At 38.9% G+C, this 17,782-nt stretch carries 19 protein-coding genes; all 19 read right to left on the reverse strand.

Annotation, left to right across the window (positions count from 1 at the left end; all coding sequences use genetic code 11):
• Positions 1-2: 2 nt before the first annotated feature.
• The 19 genes from BM163_RS06030 to BM163_RS06120 all read right to left on the reverse strand — a co-directional run bounded on the left by BM163_RS06030 (position 3) and on the right by BM163_RS06120 (position 17,772).
• Positions 3-1,100, reverse strand: a complete 1,098-nt coding sequence (locus tag BM163_RS06030; RefSeq protein WP_089801212.1) for a prephenate dehydrogenase — start codon at positions 1,098-1,100, stop codon at positions 3-5.
• Positions 1,100-2,203, reverse strand: a complete 1,104-nt coding sequence (gene hisC, locus BM163_RS06035; RefSeq protein WP_089801214.1) for a histidinol-phosphate transaminase — start codon at positions 2,201-2,203, stop codon at positions 1,100-1,102. The genes BM163_RS06030 and hisC overlap by 1 nt, the downstream gene beginning before the upstream one ends.
• Positions 2,200-2,571, reverse strand: a complete 372-nt coding sequence (gene aroH, locus BM163_RS06040) for a chorismate mutase (protein ID WP_089801216.1) — start codon at positions 2,569-2,571, stop codon at positions 2,200-2,202. The genes hisC and aroH overlap by 4 nt, the downstream gene beginning before the upstream one ends.
• Positions 2,568-3,647, reverse strand: coding sequence for a 3-dehydroquinate synthase (gene aroB, locus BM163_RS06045; protein ID WP_089801218.1), 1,080 nt, complete (start codon positions 3,645-3,647; stop codon positions 2,568-2,570). Before aroB ends, aroH begins: the two co-directional genes overlap by 4 nt.
• Entirely contained in the window at positions 3,647-4,813 is a 1,167-nt protein-coding gene (gene aroC, locus BM163_RS06050; protein WP_089801221.1) for a chorismate synthase, read from the reverse strand. Before aroC ends, aroB begins: the two co-directional genes overlap by 1 nt.
• Positions 4,814-4,953: 140 nt before the next feature.
• Positions 4,954-5,739, reverse strand: coding sequence for a CheR family methyltransferase (locus BM163_RS06055; protein ID WP_089801223.1), 786 nt, complete (start codon positions 5,737-5,739; stop codon positions 4,954-4,956).
• Between the two features lie 25 nt (positions 5,740-5,764).
• On the reverse strand, positions 5,765-7,138 hold the full coding sequence (locus tag BM163_RS06060) for a polyprenyl synthetase family protein (RefSeq protein WP_170243667.1): 1,374 nt from the start codon (positions 7,136-7,138) through the stop codon (positions 5,765-5,767).
• Positions 7,110-7,340, reverse strand: a complete 231-nt coding sequence (gene mtrB / locus BM163_RS06065) for a trp RNA-binding attenuation protein MtrB (RefSeq protein WP_089801227.1) — start codon at positions 7,338-7,340, stop codon at positions 7,110-7,112. The genes BM163_RS06060 and mtrB overlap by 29 nt, the downstream gene beginning before the upstream one ends.
• A gap of 68 nt (positions 7,341-7,408) precedes the next feature.
• Complete coding sequence (hbs, locus tag BM163_RS06070; protein WP_062319305.1) at positions 7,409-7,681, reverse strand: non-specific DNA-binding protein Hbs; 273 nt, start codon at positions 7,679-7,681, stop codon at positions 7,409-7,411.
• A 379-nt stretch (positions 7,682-8,060) separates the two neighbouring features.
• Positions 8,061-9,539, reverse strand: coding sequence for a stage IV sporulation protein A (spoIVA, locus tag BM163_RS06075; protein WP_089801229.1), 1,479 nt, complete (start codon positions 9,537-9,539; stop codon positions 8,061-8,063).
• Between the two features lie 118 nt (positions 9,540-9,657).
• Entirely contained in the window at positions 9,658-9,918 is a 261-nt protein-coding gene (locus BM163_RS06080; protein WP_170243669.1) for a stage VI sporulation protein F, read from the reverse strand.
• Between the two features lie 83 nt (positions 9,919-10,001).
• Positions 10,002-11,048 (reverse strand): NAD(P)H-dependent glycerol-3-phosphate dehydrogenase, encoded by a 1,047-nt coding sequence (locus BM163_RS06085; protein ID WP_089801233.1) that lies wholly within the window; start codon positions 11,046-11,048, stop codon positions 10,002-10,004.
• A gap of 16 nt (positions 11,049-11,064) precedes the next feature.
• Complete coding sequence (gene der, locus BM163_RS06090) at positions 11,065-12,375, reverse strand: ribosome biogenesis GTPase Der (RefSeq protein ID WP_089801235.1); 1,311 nt, start codon at positions 12,373-12,375, stop codon at positions 11,065-11,067.
• A 465-nt stretch (positions 12,376-12,840) separates the two neighbouring features.
• Complete coding sequence (gene rpsA, locus BM163_RS06095) at positions 12,841-13,989, reverse strand: 30S ribosomal protein S1 (RefSeq protein ID WP_089801236.1); 1,149 nt, start codon at positions 13,987-13,989, stop codon at positions 12,841-12,843.
• Positions 13,990-14,083: 94 nt separating this feature from the next.
• A complete protein-coding gene (locus BM163_RS06100) occupies positions 14,084-14,665 on the reverse strand; it encodes a lysophospholipid acyltransferase family protein (RefSeq protein ID WP_089801239.1) in 582 nt (193 codons plus the stop codon).
• On the reverse strand, positions 14,666-15,340 hold the full coding sequence (cmk, locus tag BM163_RS06105) for a (d)CMP kinase (RefSeq protein WP_089801241.1): 675 nt from the start codon (positions 15,338-15,340) through the stop codon (positions 14,666-14,668). It abuts the gene before it with no gap.
• 21 nt (positions 15,341-15,361) lie between these two features.
• On the reverse strand, positions 15,362-16,006 hold the full coding sequence (locus BM163_RS06110) for a flagellar brake protein (RefSeq protein WP_170243670.1): 645 nt from the start codon (positions 16,004-16,006) through the stop codon (positions 15,362-15,364).
• 24 nt (positions 16,007-16,030) lie between these two features.
• On the reverse strand, positions 16,031-16,999 hold the full coding sequence (locus tag BM163_RS06115; protein WP_089801244.1) for an asparaginase: 969 nt from the start codon (positions 16,997-16,999) through the stop codon (positions 16,031-16,033).
• Positions 17,000-17,163: 164 nt separating this feature from the next.
• Positions 17,164-17,772: a hypothetical protein gene (locus BM163_RS06120; RefSeq protein ID WP_089801246.1), complete on the reverse strand. Its 609-nt coding sequence runs from the start codon at positions 17,770-17,772 to the stop codon at positions 17,164-17,166.
• Positions 17,773-17,782 lie beyond the last annotated feature (10 nt).

The raw sequence follows: 17,782 nt of genomic DNA on the forward strand, positions 1-17,782 counted from the left end.
CCTTATTCTTCAAGCATTGTTTCATACCCTTGTGTTGTTAACAAGCGATGTGCGTTTAATTGGTCGTCTTTTGATACGAAACTGAGCCTCAAAACACCGGTTATTCCTTCTCTTATTTCTAAAATTTCAATATTTTTAATACTAATAGTAGCTTCAGCAAGTAAGGTCACCACTTGTTTTAATGCACCTGGCTGGTCAAAGATGTCAACATACAAATCGTAAAATGACATCAACGCCCCACGTCCTTTTCGATCTAACCCATCACGGTAGCGTTTAGCTTGGTCGAGATAATCATGCATGGCGACTGCCTCATCCGCCTCAAGCATCTGATGTAAGTCCTTCATTTCTAAAATCCAATCTTCTAACAAGCGTTTAATGACCGCTTTATTTTGAAACAAAATATCTTGCCACATTGTCGGGTTACTAGAAGCTATCCGCGTGATATCCCGAAAACCACCCGCTGCTAACGTAGGAATCGTCGGGTGTTTTTCTTGCCATTTTTCCGCCTGGTGCACAAGGCTCGACGCAATCAGGTGTGGGAAATGAGAAATGACCGAAGTCATTTCATCATGTTCTTCACCGTTTAACTGAATAAATTTTGCTTTCGTTGTCGCAAGTAATTGTTCTAACCTTTTAACATCCTGATCGGTGGCGCTTTTTGTTTTTGTTAAAACATAAATAGCATTTTCGAATAAATGTTCCTTCGCAGCTTCAATGCCACGTTTATGTGAACCAGCCATCGGGTGCCCCCCAACAAAGTGGATACGTGGATTAGTTAATTGTTCTGCTCTTTGCAAAACGGACTGTTTCACAGAGCTTACATCTGTCACAAGTATATCCGTTGTTAAGACCATATCGTTCATTTGATCAATCAAGTCACACGTAACAGACACAGGACAAGCTAATATAACGATATCTACTGCGCGAACAGCTGCTTCAAAGCTCTCGTAAACGTCATGAACAATTCGCTTGTCTTTCGCATACGCTAAGGTGGCTTGGTCGTGATCATAACCAAGCACCGTATGCGATGTATCTGATGTTAAGTTTAGTGCCAATGACCCACCGATTAAACCGAGACCTGCAATAAGTATATGCGTCATTAAATATCGTCCTCTGCATGCAGTTTAAGGAAATCGGCAATATGATGAGCCATCTCCAACATATCTTCTTTTTCGCCAATGGTTATTCGAACGGTATTGGGCATACCAAGCGCTTCACCGGAACGGATAATGAAGCCTTGCTGGATTAAGTAATCAAACAACAAATCACCTGATACAGGCAGTTTAATTAAGACGAAGTTTGTTTCACTATCGTAATAATCAAGCCCTTGCTCATCAAGAAAGTCAATAAACACTTGCTTATTTTTATTTGTTTCACCGACACTATAATTAATGAATGCCTGATCGCGGTAAGCTTCCACCGCTGCAAATTGCGCTAGTTTTGTTGTATTAAAAGGTCCGCGCGCGATATTTAATATGTTTGCAACTTCTAGTGCCGCAATACCAAATCCAATCCGTAAGCCAGCAAGACCATAAGCTTTTGAAAATGTTCTTAAAACGATGAAATTAGGGTAACGGTGTATATAACTTAAACTATCTGGTGCATCAGCTGCAGTTATATACTCATAATAAGCTTCGTCCATAACGACTAAAATGTCTTCTGGACATACTTCTAAGAAGCGCTCAAGTGATGGTTGGTTAATAATACACCCGGTTGGATTGTTCGGTGAACATAACCAGATAACACGCGTATCTTGATCAATGGCATCTAACATACCTTGTAAATCATGGTAACCATTTAAGAGTGGCACTTCTTTAATTGCCGCACCTTGGATTAAGGCATTATGTTTATATTGTGGGAATGTCGGCGTTGCCATAATAGTATTTGTGCCTTCTTCCAAATAAACCCGACAAATAATATCAATCACTTCATCGGAACCACAGCCAAAAACTATTTGATCCATATCTAGATTTAAATCCTTACTTATCACTTCGCGTAAGACTGTCGCATAACCATCTGGATATATTTCAAAGTGGTTTGCTGACTCTTTGACGACTTGATCAACTTTTTTTGAATAGCCAAAAGGGTTTTCATTTGAGGCTAATTTAACAATGCGCTCAAGGCCGAGTTCTTTTTGTACTTCTTCTACTTGTTTTCCAGGTTTATACGGTGACATTTGATGAAATATTTGTTTATGTCTCATGCTTTCCCCTCCACTAAATCCGGACGTAACTTGACTGCTTCTTCTTGATAGATATGAACAATGTCCGTTTGTTTTTGATCTGTGTTAACTGTTAACATTAGCCGGATACAATACGGCAAGCCGTTAGGTACATCAATTTCCTTCATACACATAACAGGAACGTAAGTCCAGCCCTCTTTTTCACGAATAGGACGTGCAGGAAACGCTTGATTGATGTCATCGGTTACTGACACAAGTACGTGCGCAACATCTTCTGGCTCAATATTATTAGTTGAAACAATCGCATCAAGTAAGTTTTTCGTTTTTTCGTATATCTCAGTTTGTTCATTACTGCTAACTGTGGTAGCCCCTCTAATGCCGCGAATCATCTTATCACCATGCTTTCTAAAAATGTTTCAAGTTGCTGTCTAAGGATGACATCATCCATATCAACCATTTTCGGTGAACCTAGCGATTCTAAGAGGACCATTTTAATTTGTTGATTTTTTGTTTTCTTATCTCGTTTCATTCGGTCCATTAACTTATTCACATTCAAGTTAGGTAATGTAAGTGGATAGTTGTTGTGTTTTAACCACTCCAAAAAAGCTTGAATAGGTAAGTCAACCTTAAAGTGCTTTTCACTGACTGCCATCGCAAATAACATCCCAATTGCTACTGCTTCACCGTGCGTCATCTTTCCATAACCGAGTTCTGCTTCAATGGCATGACCTAGCGTATGACCAAAATTTAAAAACTGACGAATATCAGCTTCACGTTCATCTTCTTCGACGATTTTTGCTTTCACATTAATACCATTTATTAAATCTCTAATGAGTGTTTTTTGATCGAGGGATTCGTTCAAAGTCACAGGGATAATTTGATCCCAAAAAGGTGGTTGATGAATCATGCTATGTTTTGCGATTTCAGCATAGCCTGAGCGTATTTCTCTAAAGGGAATGGTTTGTAATGTGTCCACATCATAAATAACCGCAACAGGTGGATAAAAGGCACCAATAAGATTTTTACCGAGCGGATGGTTAATCGCAACTTTTCCACCAACACTAGAATCATGAGCCAATATTGTCGTAGGCATCTGGATAAAATCTACACCTCGAAGATAAGTGGATGCCACAAACCCTGCTAAGTCACCGATCATACCTCCACCTAAGGCAATGATTAAACCATTGCGATCTAAACCTGCTTCAATAAGTTGCGTCATTAAATCAAAATAAACGTGACTACTTTTAGATTCTTCTCCAGCTGGAACAATGGAATAATACACTTTAAAATCATCTTTTAATGTATTATACACCTCATCTAAGTAAAGTGTCGCGACATTTGAGTCGGTAATTATATAGACAGATTGATAACGAGGATTGATGAAGGACTTCAGTTTAAACCGAAGTCCCTTGTCAATAACCACTTGATAATCGTGTGTACTTGTTTTAATTGTTAACTTTTCCATTAGAAACACCGAATTTCTTCACGGTATTGATCAAACGCTTCTTTAAGTTTTATGAATTGATCATTCGGAAATTGCTCAAGTATAGCTTTTGCAACTTCAAAAGCCACAACATGTTCCATCACCACAGCCGCTGCGGGAACAGCACATGAATCGGAGCGTTCAATACTTGCGCTGAATACTTCTTTTGATTCAATATCGACAGATTGTAGCGGTTTATAAAGCGTTGGAATCGGCTTCATCACACCTCTAACCACGACAGGCATACCTGAGGTCATACCTCCTTCAAAACCGCCTAAGTTATTTGTGCGACGACTAAAACCTTCTTTTTCTGACCAAATAATTTCATCATGAACTTTAGAACCTGGTCTTCTGCTAGCTTCAAAACCAATACCGAACTCCACGCCTTTGAATGCATTAATCGATTGAACCGCAAAAGCTAAACGTGCATCCAATTTCCGGTCATAATGCACATATGAACCTATTCCTGCCGGAAGTCCTTCTATCACCACTTCACAAATACCACCAATTGAATCGCCCTCTTTTTTTGCTTGATCGATCGCATCTCGCATGGGCTGTTCTACGTCGGGATCAAGCACGCGCACATCAGATGCCTCTGATCGCTGAATTTTTTGTTCTATCGTGAGCTCCGGTTGATCTTTCGCTGTAATACCAGCAATTTCATGTACATAACCGACAATCTTCACACCAAGGTGGTTGAGTAGTGTTTTAGCAACCGCACCAGCAGCTACCCGGGCACCTGTTTCTCTGGCAGAAGAACGTTCTAAAATGTTTCGCATATCACGGTGCCCATATTTCATTGCGCCATTTAAATCGGCATGGCCAGGGCGTGGTCGTGTGACCGTTCGGCGAATTTCTTTATCTAAATCTATTGGGTCTTCACCCATAATATCTTCCCAATGTTTAAAGTCATCATTTTTTACAACCATGGCGATAGGCGAACCTAACGTATAACCATGACGTACGCCCCCACAAATGTCGACAAGGTCTTTCTCAATTTGCATACGTTTTCCACGCCCATAACCCTTTTGTCTTCTTAATAATGATTCATTTATATTTTCTGATGTCAGCGGCATCCCCGCCGGCACACCTTCAACAATTGTTGTCAGTTGTTTACCGTGGGATTCTCCAGCAGTTAAGTATCTCATAATCCGTCTCCCCCAAAAGTTATTTTTAAATTAATATAACATACCTTAGGGCTTCTGTGTGCGATAAATTGATAGATTATTCTTTTTTTTCGAAATTTTACACAAGCTAAACAAGAGGAGTAGCGAACGACTCCTCAAAATCACTTTATAAACGTTTGTACTTTTTGATAGAAGAATGTATCAACTACCTTAAATTGATAGCGCTCAGGACTAAATATTTGTTCTGTACTACCAACAAAGAAAATACCTTGATCTCTTAATGAATGTGAGAACTTCTGGTAAATAGCATGCTTCGCTTCTTCAGTAAAATAAATCATAACATTACGACAGACAATTAAATCAAAGTTCTTAGGATAAGGGTCTTCCAGTAAGTTATGTTTCTTAAATGTGATAGCTTTCTTTAGCATTGGATCAATGCGATAAACATTATTTTCATAAGTAAAATAACGCTTTTTCAGTGCTTCTGGCACTTCTTTTAAAGCACGATCTGTATAAATGCCTTCTTTTGCACGTGCCAATATCTTTTCATCTAGGTCTGTCGCAAGAATTTCCACTTTAGATAAGTCGATATGCTGACTTAATAACATGGCCAAAGTATAAGGTTCATCTCCTGATGAACATGCGGCACTCCAAATTTTAAATGTTTGACCTGGCTTAATTAACATCGGTAAGATTTTTTTATCTAATACGTCCCAGCGTCCCTTATTCCGAAAAAACTCCGATACATTTATTGTCATTTTATCTAAAAATTCATGCAACATCACTTCATCCTGTTTTAAAACAGCGTGATAGTCCATAAACGTTTTGAAGCCTCGCTTATCCCTTAGTGAGCTTAATCGACGCTTCATTTGGACTTCTTTATATAAATTTAAATCAATTCCCGTTTGTTTATAAATTGCTTGAACAAATGCTTGATAGTCTGGCATAATGAATGGCTCCTCTTTTCTCTTCTTACCGCGTACGCTTATATAAGGCTGTCGTAAAATATATCAAATGATACCTCACCATTGGATTTTTCAGTTGCCTAATATCTCCTAGTGCCCGCTCAATATAACGGTGCGCTAATTGTTTCGTCCTCTTAAGTCCCACATTTAAAAAATCCACATCTGGCTGAGTTGCCGCGACATCATCTGCATGACTTTTAGTTGCACGTTTAGATGAATACAAATCTTGATAGATGACCGGCAATGTTCGATAACCATTGGCTTGGTCGACTGAAGTAGGTTTACCAAGTTTACATTCACCAGCCGTGACATCTAACATATCATCTTTTAACTGATAGGCCATGCCAATCGCGAATCCTGCACGCTTTAACAAGCGTAGCTGATCTGGTTCTACTTGACCTAAATAACCCGCAGTGTGCAAAATAACTTCTACAAATAAAGCGGTCTTGTCTCGAACGAGTTTAAGGTAACGATAAGGTGACAGCTGTTGACTATAACGGTAAGTTTGTTGTGATAATTCACCTCGGACCATGCGATAAAATAGCTGGCTAAATAGCTGGTGAATCTTATTATCTTTTATATCGGCAAGTAAAGAAAGACTTTGAGTAAAAATTATATTTCCTATATGTAAAGCAGTTAATTGATTGAATGTTTGATGAAGGGTAGGTGTGTGGCGCCGAAGAACGGCTTGATCAATCAAATCGTCATGAATCAAACTCGCTAAATGGATGCCTTCGATAGCAGCGCCAATTTTCACAAGGCTTAACGACGGTTTCTCAAGGTGTGGTGACGCATGATAAAACAATTTCAGACGCGTCTTTTTACCACCTGACCCCATCAATCTTATTAACGCTTGATTTTGCTTGTCAGTTAATACGAGAAACTGTTGAGACATGACTTCTGTGACAGCTGCAATATAAGTGTCGATGTCATTATAAGTTAGAATGGGCTCAATTGTCACAAGGTCGCTTACTTTGTCTTCCGCCTGCCAAAGTATTTTAAAGTAATCTGAGTAGTCATCCGTCATTAAAGTTTGCTGAGAATTTTTCACGTAGTAGTCTCTAAGCCGGACGACGATAACTTTAAAAGTATTCAGCTCATGGTGAGTGATAAGGTAACGATAAAACAGACTACTGTAATAGTCACCCGTCAAAATATCGTTCGCTAGACTGTTGGGTTCTTTTAATACATGCGCCCGATGACTGCGGCGTAAATAGAGGACAGGGATAACACATCTTATAAATGTATCTAGTTGATAGCGCGTTGGCCCAGCAATCGCTAGCCACACTTTAATCAGACATTGTTCACTGCTATTAAGTGCCAATGCCTGATCATGTTGATGGATTTTCCGCTCAATTTCTTGCTGTCGTTGAGTGTCCACTCTGTATGTCTCCATAGCTTGATTTTATTTCGGCAGAACCTTTAACTTTGATCGCAGAAGTATGATCTGTAAACTGCACAACAAGAACTTCTCCTCTATCTAATTTCTCGGAATGGTGGAACTTTGTCGCCTGTCCTCGTGTAAGACCGATGACTTGAACGCCATCTTCTAATGCCTTAATAATCATGTAGTCCGATTGCATAGTCTTCATCCTTTCTAATTAAAAAGAGGATGCAGCTTTCTGCATCCTCTGAATCGCCCTATGTAACATTATTTTACGATATCTTTAAGGGCTTTACCTGGTTTGAAAGCAGGTACTTTGCTTGCTGGGATTTCAATCTCAGCACCAGTTTGTGGGTTGCGGCCTTTACGAGCAGCACGATCACGCACTTCAAAGTTACCAAAACCAATTAATTGTACTTTTTCACCATCTTTAAGTGAATCCATGATTGATTCAAAAACTGCGTCAACAGCTTTAGTTGCGTCCTTTTTAGAAAGTTCGCTTTTTTCAGCCACAGCATTAATTAGATCTGTCTTGTTCATGATATTCACCTCCTCCCGCATTTAAATTCATGAAGCATGAGAATTTAAATGGTGTTTAATCCATTCGTTCACAAGTTTCTGCAATTCTATACTTCCGTCACAAATAAATCGGTGACAAGCCTTATAATATACGACTTTTATCGTAAATTCAACAAAAATCGAAAGAAAGAATGAAAAATAACCCATTCTCGTTAAATATTATCCAATATATCCCTATAAAGCATCAATTATCTGAATATTCATCACTTAAACCACCGACAAATAGCTGTAAACCACAGAAACTCACATCTAGTTTACCCAAACATGACATTTTTATACGTTTATATTCTTCTGAAAAACTAAGAACACTCAAAGGGTACGGCTTACGCCGTACCCTTTGTTATAAAACAATCGCAATTAATCCTCCATGGCCTTCATTCACTATTTTTGTAAGCGATAATTGTAATTTCTCTCGTGCATTTTCCGGCATCAGAGCGATTTTAGCTTGAATACCTTCTCTTACAATCGCGCTTAACGATCGCCCGAAAATCTCTGCATCCCATATGGACAGCGGATTATCATGATAATCTTGCGTGAGATAGCGAATCAATTCTTCACTTTGCTTTTCCGTTCCAATAATTGGCGCAAATTCTGACGTGACATCAACTCTTACCATATGAATTGAGGGCGCTTTTGCATTTAACTTAACACCATAACGTTGCCCTTGTTTAATAATCTCAGGTTCATCAAGGACCATATCTTCAATACGCGGGCTACTTACGCCATAACCGGTTTGTTGGACCATCTGCAAAGCGCCTTCCACTTCACGATAATGACTCTCAGCAGTCGTTAATCGCTCCATCAGCTTAAGGAATTGCGCTTTAGATTCTACTTCTTCACCTATCATTTCTGTCAGGACACGATCATACGTATCATCGGTTGTATCCAAATCAATTGAAGCAATCCCCTGCCCCATTTCCATCGTATTAATTTGTGCTTGATGAATATAATCATACGTTCGAAATGCTTGTATCATTTCTTCGACATCACGTAGACGTTTAATTTCTTTCAGCGTATCACTAATGGCCTGATTAAAGTGCTGACGTAACCAATGCGTTTCTGGCAAGGTTAACACCCATTCTGGTAATTGAACATTTAACTCAAGTACAGGGAACTCATATAACGCTTCCCTTAACACGGCATAGAGGTCTTCTTCTGTACTCTCCTCAACGTTTAAGGGTAGTACAGGTATGTCATAAGCCTCATGCAAACAATCCCTTAAGTAGAGTGTATCTTCATCGTGTGGCTTCGTTGTATTTAGTACCATAATAAATGGCTTTCCAACATCTTTTAGTTCTCTAATCACTTTCTCTTCCGCTTCAACATACTGGCTTCGTGGAATCTCACCAAAAGTGCCGTCCGTTGTTAAGACAACACCAATAGTAGAATGGTCTTGTATAACTTTCCTTGTGCCAATTTCAGCAGCATCTTTAAAAGGAATTGCTTCATCAAACCATGGTGTGTGAATCATTCTTGGACCATGTTCATCTTCAAACCCTTGTGCCTCATCAACAATATAGCCAACACAATCAACCAATCTTACTCTCACATCAAATCCTTCTTCAACGGATAATTTAACCGCTTGATTAGGCACAAATTTGGGTTCCGTTGTCATAATTGTTCGCCCTTTGGCGCTTTGCGGCAGTTCATCCTTTGTCCGTTCTCTGTCACTAAAATCATCAATATGCGGCATGACAACCCGTTCCATAAAACGTTTAATAAATGTCGATTTCCCTGTTCTTACTGCACCGACAACACCTAAGTAAATATCGCCATCTGTCCGAAGCGAAATATCTTTCAATACTGCTTGATTATCCATAAGAATCCTCCCCTAACTCGAAAATCATGCCTGATCTATAATCTATCATATGTGTCGTTGGGGAGGAGATATGCCTAAGAAATAGAAGAAATTATGGTGTATTTATATACACTATTTTTTAGTGAAAAAATTTCAATAACGACAGTAGCCCCGCTTGTTGTTGATTTGTCGTAATAATCCGAATAACTTCAGCCCTTTTTTGCTCTGATAATGGCTTGTTTGTTAAGCGTTCTAACTTGCTAACCAATGAGGCCACCGTTTGCTCATCTTTTAAATCTGCTTGATCCAATGAAGCGACGACTGAATAGATGTCATCTGCTGATAACGATGTATGTCGCTCAATATATTGCATAAATTGTTCAAGTTGATGTTGATCCAAAAAAACACACCTCCTTATTTGCATAATACCTACTATATGCAAAGGACGTGTGTATGTGTCGTTATTCATTTAAAAAGAATGTACTACTTTTGTTTTAAATAATAAGATTTTAACATCTCATGTACTTCATCCGTTTCAGGTCGTCTTTGACGTGTCATTAACTGATCAACCATAGCTTGAGGATCTGCCCCTTCAAAGAGAATATGGTAGATACCCGAAGTAATAGGCATATCAATACCTTTCTCTTTCGCTAGATGATATGCTGCTTTCGCTGTTCTAACGCCTTCTACAACCATACCCATTTCTGTGAGAATACTATCAAGTGAGCCGCCTTTAGCTAAGAGGTTTCCTGCTCGCCAGTTTCGACTATGCTGACTTGTTGAAGTAACAATCAAATCACCAATCCCAGTTAACCCGATAAAAGTCAGTGGATCAGCTCCCATCGCTGTCCCCAGTCGAGCAATTTCAGCTAAACCTCTAGTGACAAGTGCCGCTTTAGCATTATCACCGTAACCTAATCCATCAGATATACCCGCGCCAAGCGCAATGATATTCTTTAAAGAACCACCAAGTTCAACACCTAACACGTCTTTATTCGTATAGACACGAAAACGTTCATTCATAAACAGTTGTTGCGCATGTGACGCACTCTTTTCAGATAATGATGACGCACTGACAGTTGTTGGTTGTTTAATTGAGACCTCTTCAGCATGTGAAGGGCCTGATAATACAACAATCTCATCAAAGCAATCACTTGATAATTCTTCTTCCATCATTTCAGATACTCTTTTAAACGTCTCAGGTTCAATGCCTTTTGTGCCGTGGATAATTGTCACTGGATGGTCAAGTACCGCCTTGACTTGTTGACAGACAGGACGAATAGCTGTTGTTGGTAAAACAAACACAACAGCTGTAGTATCTGCCAAGGCCGTCTCTAAATTACTTGTAACAGTAATTGTTGACGGAATTTCAACATTGTTTAAATATGCATGATTATGATGCGTCGCGTTTATTTCTTTCGCATGCGCTTCTAAATGTGTCCATAACCTTACATCGTGACCGTTGTCATGTAAAACGAGTGCCAAGGCTGTGCCCCAACTCCCCGCTCCTAGAACTGCTACTTTTTCCATAATTATCCTCCTTCTTTTAGCTACGTCTTCTTGCGAAAATTTTAATAGGTGTACCTTCAAAACCAAAAGCATCTCGAATACGATTTTCTAAAAATCGCTCATAAGAGAAGTGCATTAATTCTGGATCATTAACAAAAACAACAAAAGCTGGTGGTTTTACCGCTACTTGTGTTGTATAAAGTATTTTTAGGCGCTTGCCATTCATTGTTGGTGTTGGGTTCATTGCAACGGCATCCATAACGACATCGTTAAGAACATTGGTTTCCACACGCAGCGCATGGTTTTCACTGACGCGTTTCACCTCTGGAATTAATTTATGTGTGCGCTTTTTTGTCAAAGCTGATAAGAACACTATTGGCGCATAATCGAGGAATGGGAAATGGGCACGTACTTTTTCTTCAAACTCTTTCATAGCTTTCTCGTCTGATTCTACTGTATCCCATTTATTCACAACAATAACGATCGCTTTACCTGCTTGGTGAGCATAGCCGGCTATTTTCTTATCTTGTTCGATGATGCCCTCTTCTGCATCAATTAATGTTAAAACAACATCTGAACGCTCAATCGCTTTAAGGGCACGCAAAATACTGTAACGTTCCGTAGATTCATAAATCTTGCCCCGCTTTCTCATACCAGCCGTATCTATGATGATATAATCTTGATCATCACGTTTGAAGGGGGTATCAATAGCATCACGCGTTGTTCCCGCGATATTACTTACAATGACCCGCTCTTCATTAAGAATAGCATTGACAAGCGATGACTTTCCAACATTCGGTCGGCCAATCAAACTGAAATAAATTGTGTCTTTATCTTTTTCTTCTGACTCAAGTGTTGGAAAATGTCCAACAACATCATCTAACATGTCTCCTAATCCAAGACCGTGCGTTCCAGAAATCGGGTAAGGTTCACCGAAACCTAAGCTGTAGAATTCATAAACGTTTTCACGCATTTCTGGATTATCTACCTTATTTACAGCAAGTACAACAGGTTTATTGGATTTATATAAAATTTTTGCTACTTCTTCATCTGCTGCTGTAATCCCTTCACGTCCATTAACAATAAAGATAATCACATCGGCCTCTCTAATAGCCACATCTGCTTGTTCTCTCATCTGGACGAGCAGCGGCTCATCTCCTAATTCAATCCCACCGGTATCGATAAGATTGAATGATGTCGTTAACCACTCTGCTTGAGAGTATATACGGTCACGAGTAACACCTGGTACATCTTCTACGATTGAAATTCTTTCACCGACAAGTCGGTTAAATATGGTTGATTTCCCCACATTCGGCCGACCAACAATTGCTACTGTTGATTTTCTCATGAAAGGTTCATCCTTTCTACAATTTATATTAGTATTTTTTCTTCATGACGTATGCTTTTTACACCTTTGCGTACAAACATCAATCTCATCCATCCACAAGAGGTAAATTGATTACCTGTCTTTTGATTCATATGTCGCATAAATGGCTGCTTAGTCTATTGATTTGTTCCAATTGCACACTAAACCAAGCAGTCACCAATTATAAAAAACTAACTGTTTAAGTTTAGCAAATGTTCATGAATTAAACAATCATTTTCACCGATTAAATATCGACCAATCGCTTTCATGCGAACTGTTAGGTGAAAAAATATCTTTTATTGATAAATCCTAACTTTATTCGAGAAAAAAACTCAAAAATAGCTTAATACTACTCATGTTCCTCAAAAACGCGTACTTTAAACGCACGAAGAAGACGTGCGGGATTTACCTGCACGCCTTTTGAATCGTTTCAATCATCACATGTGGTTAATCATTTCTAAATTGGTCAAGTTTATCACCAATCATATCACTAAATGAAAAGCCTTGATCATCGTCATCTTTTTCGTATGCTTTAACTTCTGCATCCACTTTGTCATCTTCTAATTCTTTTATGCTAAGTGACATGCGTTTATCGGCTGTGTTAACTTCTAATACTTTAACTTGAACCTTTTGACCTTCTTCAAGTTTTTCTTGAGGTGTGCCAATGTGTTCGCGTGAAATTTGAGAGATATGCACAAGACCTTCTACTTGTGGCAATACTTCCACAAACGCACCAAAGTCTACTAATCGCTTCACTGTTCCTTCTACAACGTCACCTGCTTGTATTTCTTGAGCGACGCGCTCCCATGGTCCAGGAAGTGTAGCTTTACGTGACAGGGAGATACGTTCTTGTTCCTTATCAACAGAAAGCACTTTAACAGAGATCAGATCGCCTTCACTGACAATATCGCTTGCTTTTTCTACGTGCTCATGCGCAAGCTGCGAAATGTGCACAAGACCATCAATGCCACCAAGGTCAACAAATGCACCAAAATCAGTAAGACGTGCTACTTTACCTTCAAGCACCTGTCCTTCTTCTAGTGTATCAAGTACTTGGCCTTTTTGTTCTTTTTGCTCAGCTTCAATAACTGCACGATGCGAAAGAATAACACGGTTTTTCTCACGATCAATCTCTTCAACTTTTAATGTCAATGTTTGTCCTTTATAGCTTTCAAAATCATCGACAAAGTGCGTTTCAACAAGTGAAGCTGGAATAAATCCACGCACACCTACATCAACGACCAAGCCACCTTTTACAATGTCTTTAACAGTTGCTTCAAAAACTTCACCTGAGGCATGCTTTGCTTCAAGATCATCCCAAGATTTCTCGCTATCAACTGCACGTTTTGATAAAATCGCGCTACCTTCGTCATCAATTTTAACAATTTTTAACGTTAATTCATCATCCATATTAACAATCTCACGAGGTGATTCAATTGGTAGACTTGATAGTTCTTTTAACGGTACCCGACCGTCGTCTTTTGAACCGAAAGCAACAAGTACTTCCTTATCTTCAATTGCTACAACCTTACCTGTAACAATTTCTCCTACCTCAAATGTTCTGAAATTTTCTAACTCATTTGTCATTTCATCCATCAAAAAATCCTCCTTCATCTACAACAAAAAAATAATCTATCCTTGTTCTAAGTTCTAACATTTCGACGCATTTGTCAAGTGATATCAGGTAATTTTACTGATTATTCTCAATTAACTGTTTGATTGACGCCATAATATGTTGTGTCACTTCTTTTACATCCTTTTTTTCTTCGCGTAGGTGCGTTAAATCAAGAGGCTGCCCGTATACAATCCTTACTTTTTTGCCTATCTTGTATGGCCCGATAATAGCGCAAGGTACAACCGTCGCTTTTGAGCGAAGTGCAAAGAAACCAACACCACTCAATCCTTTACCTAATTGTCCCGTCTTACTTCTCGTACCTTCAGGAAAAATGACAAGTCCCCGATCATCTTTTAACAAGCCAAGTGCTTTGCGAATGGCTTGGCGGTCACTCATACCTCGCTTAATAGGAAAGACATTAATACGAGATAACAAACGAGCCAACCACTTTTTTTCAAACAACTCTTCTTTTGCAATAAAAAACATTTCGCGTTTAATTGACCCTCCAACAAGTGGGGGATCTAAATTTGAAATATGGTTAGCACAAACAATAACAGGACCTTCGCTTGGGATATTCTCTTGCCCTGATACTTCCATACGATAAAGCGGCTTGAGGACATACCAAACTACGGTTTTTGCAAAATGATATAAAGACATTTACATCACCTTCTTCGATACAATTGCTAAAATTTCCTCTGTAACGTCATCAATTGACAACCCGGTTGTATCCATCTCAATAGCATCATGTGCTTTTACTAATGGAGAGGCTTTTCTTTCTTGATCAATTTTATCACGGGTTCGAATATCTTCTTTGATGACTTCTAAGTTTGCCTCAAAACCTTTGTTTACATTTTCTTTATAACGCCTTTGTGCCCGCTCTTCTACTGATGCCATCATAAAAATCTTCACTTCTGCATTTGGTATTACATGGGTACCAATGTCACGCCCATCCATAACAACACCTGATTGTTTAATCATATCACGTTGAATTTTAACCATTTCTTCACGAACAATGGCATGCGTTGCTACGATTGATACGTGATTTGTCACATCATCTGTACGAATCAGTTCTGTCACATCTTTATTTCCGATAAAAACGTGCTGACCTTTTTCTGTATAAGATAAGGTGATTGGCTCAGTTTTTAGCCATTCTAAAATAGCGTGAGCATCTTCTAAGTCCACCCCATGTTCTAGCGCTAAATATGTGGCAGCTCGATACATAGCACCCGTATCAATATAAGTGTAATGCAGCGCTTCGGCCACTTTTTTAGCTACTGTACTTTTCCCAGCTGCAGCTGGTCCGTCGATGGCGATATTTATTTTTTTAGTCATACATCATTACCCCTTTTATTCTTAATTACCTCGTCGTTGACGTAACTGTTCTTCAAAACAGTATTGAATGATTTTTTCTCGATCACGTTCGTCTATTGATACAAACTTCAATGACATAATATGATGGTGGTCTACCTCTTCCTTCATTCGAATAACTTCAGCCTGAACAAAGATGTACTGGTAACCGCCTTGATTAACTTGAAAGACAAGTAATGTATCAAACACAGTACCCGCGTCGTACGTCATACCTTTTGGAACATGAACAGCCATTCCACCCCCGCTAATATCAGCGGTAAGTGTTACGACAGTTGTATTGATTTGTTGATCCTTTAAAGACACATCCATGGTTGTATCTATTCTGACATATTCCCGTCGCTGAATTTTTTTTACAGACGTATGATCGTAACTTAGTTTTAACATGGGCACATTCCCTCTTATTCGACCACTAATCTCGGCAACAAAGCGATAAGCCATTTGATTATCATCTACATAAAACACACGAAAGCTCGTCCCAACAGGAAAAATATCTGTTCGATTAGTCGCTGTATTAATTGGATAATCAATATACAACTGTTGATCTTTCTGTTCGACGACCCGACACTTAAAACGTTTAATGTCATTATCCATATCATCAATTTCTAGCGTTAAGTTTGTTCCTATCTTCACCATCCGTCTCACCTCAGTATACGATTAACGCTCTAATATTTCTTCAATGCGCTCATATTTATAGCCTGCTTCTAATAACGCCATAAGTTTTATTCTTGCTTTTGGACCTGAAAGACGTTTAGCAAAGATTAACCCTTTGTCCTTCAAATCCCTTCCTCCACCTGGATAACCATAAGTCGGTTGAACAACGCCTTTAAAACTTCGCGAGACAATCACAACGGGAATGTTCTTTTCTACAAGGTTTTGAAGCGTCTTGACAGTTTGAGGCGGAAGGTTCCCTTGACCAAACCCTTCAATCACTAGACCGTCCAGCGGCTGTTCGGCGATGCCTACTATAAAGCGCTCATCCATACCTGCAAATGCTTTTATCAAAGGCACATAAGTGTCTACAGTCTGAAAAGCGATTTTTTCTTGTTCAATCCATTTATGATAAAAGTACACTTCTTGTTTAGTTAAAATCCCAACAGGGCCAAACTGTGGGCTTTGAAATGTTGCCACAGAACTAGACGATGTTTTGATACAATAAGCACTGCTATGAATCTCATCGTTCATCACGACCAATACACCTTTGTCCATGGATTCTTTTTCACTTGCCACGCGAACAGCGCCTATCAAATTATATAAGCCGTCAGCACCAACTTCATTACTTGAACGCATGGCGCCAGTAATAACAACAGGGGTAGATGTTTGCAAATAGAGATCCAAAAAATAAGCCGTCTCTTCTAACGTATCTGTTCCATGCGTCACAACAATGCCTGCATAAGCTTTTTCTTTTAATCGTGTTTCTATGTGTTTACCTAACTGCAACATTTCTTTTGGTGTCACATGAGGTGATGGTAAATCAAATAAATAATCTTCCTCAATGATCGCCAATTGATTGAGCTCATCTCTATATTTCTTTAATGGGTGTTCTTTTGAGACAATGGTCCCTAATGTGACGTCGTCCATCATCGCAATAGTTCCACCGGTATGTATAACTAATACGTTTTCCACGAAAGCATCTCCTTACGTTAAGCCATTTTATTATAGCATAAATACCTGAAAAAGTTAGTGGCATTTAGCGTCCTCTTAAAAAACACCGATTATTTCTAAGTCTTTATGCTTATACTTATTTATCTTCATTCAAACAAAGAGACGCCTAAAGACGTCTCATATTCTTAACTATTATAACTCACATCAACTAAGAAAATCCGGGTATTTACTGGTAATGGTTCATGTTCATTCATAATGGCATTGATTTCTTTAACTATAGCTAACTTTTTTTGCGAGCCATAAAATCGGTCTAATATCTGACTTAGCGATTCGTCATTTAGCGTCATATAATAACGCCCTTTGTATGCTATGTCATTACCGTATCCATCATCAAATGACCGTTCGATCTCTTTTGATAATAAAAAGCGTTCATCTCTTAGTTCTAATGTCTGTTCAACTGTTTGAGCACCTACCATTGACTCATTTTGTGCATCGATAAAAACATGACGCCAATAGGGATACGTTAAAATTAACACGACGAGAACAATAAAAATAATCACAAGTAATCGAATCATTGCATAACTAATTTTCAATCGTACTTTTTGTTTTTTCTCTTCATGGAGTTGACTTCTCGGCGGTAAACTTAGGACATCCACAGCATGTTCTGAAATCGACGTGTGCTGGTTAATTTGCCTTAAATCGCCATCTTTCATAGAATCTTTCGCTTTTTCTTTTGTTATTTGACCTAATCTTTCACGCAATTCTTTTGCTTGATCTTCATTTAAATCATGCATACTCATCATC

The sequence above is a fragment of the Halolactibacillus alkaliphilus genome (genome assembly GCF_900115465.1).
GTDB lineage: Bacteria > Bacillota > Bacilli > Bacillales > Amphibacillaceae > Halolactibacillus > Halolactibacillus alkaliphilus.

Excerpts from the sequence above, each read along its gene's own strand:
- BM163_RS06030 (WP_089801212.1), bottom strand. The coding sequence starts at position 1,100 with ATGACGCATATACTTATTGCAGGTCTCGGTTTAATCGGTGGGTCATTG.
- hisC (WP_089801214.1), bottom strand. The coding sequence starts at position 2,203 with ATGAGACATAAACAAATATTTCATCAAATGTCACCGTATAAACCTGGA.
- aroH (WP_089801216.1), bottom strand. The coding sequence starts at position 2,571 with ATGATTCGCGGCATTAGAGGGGCTACCACAGTTAGCAGTAATGAACAA.
- aroB (WP_089801218.1), bottom strand. The coding sequence starts at position 3,647 with ATGGAAAAGTTAACAATTAAAACAAGTACACACGATTATCAAGTGGTT.
- aroC (WP_089801221.1), bottom strand. The coding sequence starts at position 4,813 with ATGAGATACTTAACTGCTGGAGAATCCCACGGTAAACAACTGACAACA.
- BM163_RS06055 (WP_089801223.1), bottom strand. The coding sequence starts at position 5,739 with ATGCCAGACTATCAAGCATTTGTTCAAGCAATTTATAAACAAACGGGA.
- mtrB (WP_089801227.1), bottom strand. The coding sequence starts at position 7,340 with ATGCAATCGGACTACATGATTATTAAGGCATTAGAAGATGGCGTTCAA.
- hbs (WP_062319305.1), bottom strand. The coding sequence starts at position 7,681 with ATGAACAAGACAGATCTAATTAATGCTGTGGCTGAAAAAAGCGAACTT.
- spoIVA (WP_089801229.1), bottom strand. The coding sequence starts at position 9,539 with ATGGATAATCAAGCAGTATTGAAAGATATTTCGCTTCGGACAGATGGC.
- BM163_RS06085 (WP_089801233.1), bottom strand. The coding sequence starts at position 11,048 with ATGGAAAAAGTAGCAGTTCTAGGAGCGGGGAGTTGGGGCACAGCCTTG.
- der (WP_089801235.1), bottom strand. The coding sequence starts at position 12,375 with ATGAGAAAATCAACAGTAGCAATTGTTGGTCGGCCGAATGTGGGGAAA.
- rpsA (WP_089801236.1), bottom strand. The coding sequence starts at position 13,989 with ATGGATGAAATGACAAATGAGTTAGAAAATTTCAGAACATTTGAGGTA.
- BM163_RS06100 (WP_089801239.1), bottom strand. The coding sequence starts at position 14,665 with ATGTCTTTATATCATTTTGCAAAAACCGTAGTTTGGTATGTCCTCAAG.
- cmk (WP_089801241.1), bottom strand. The coding sequence starts at position 15,340 with ATGACTAAAAAAATAAATATCGCCATCGACGGACCAGCTGCAGCTGGG.
- BM163_RS06120 (WP_089801246.1), bottom strand. The coding sequence starts at position 17,772 with ATGCATGATTTAAATGAAGATCAAGCAAAAGAATTGCGTGAAAGATTA.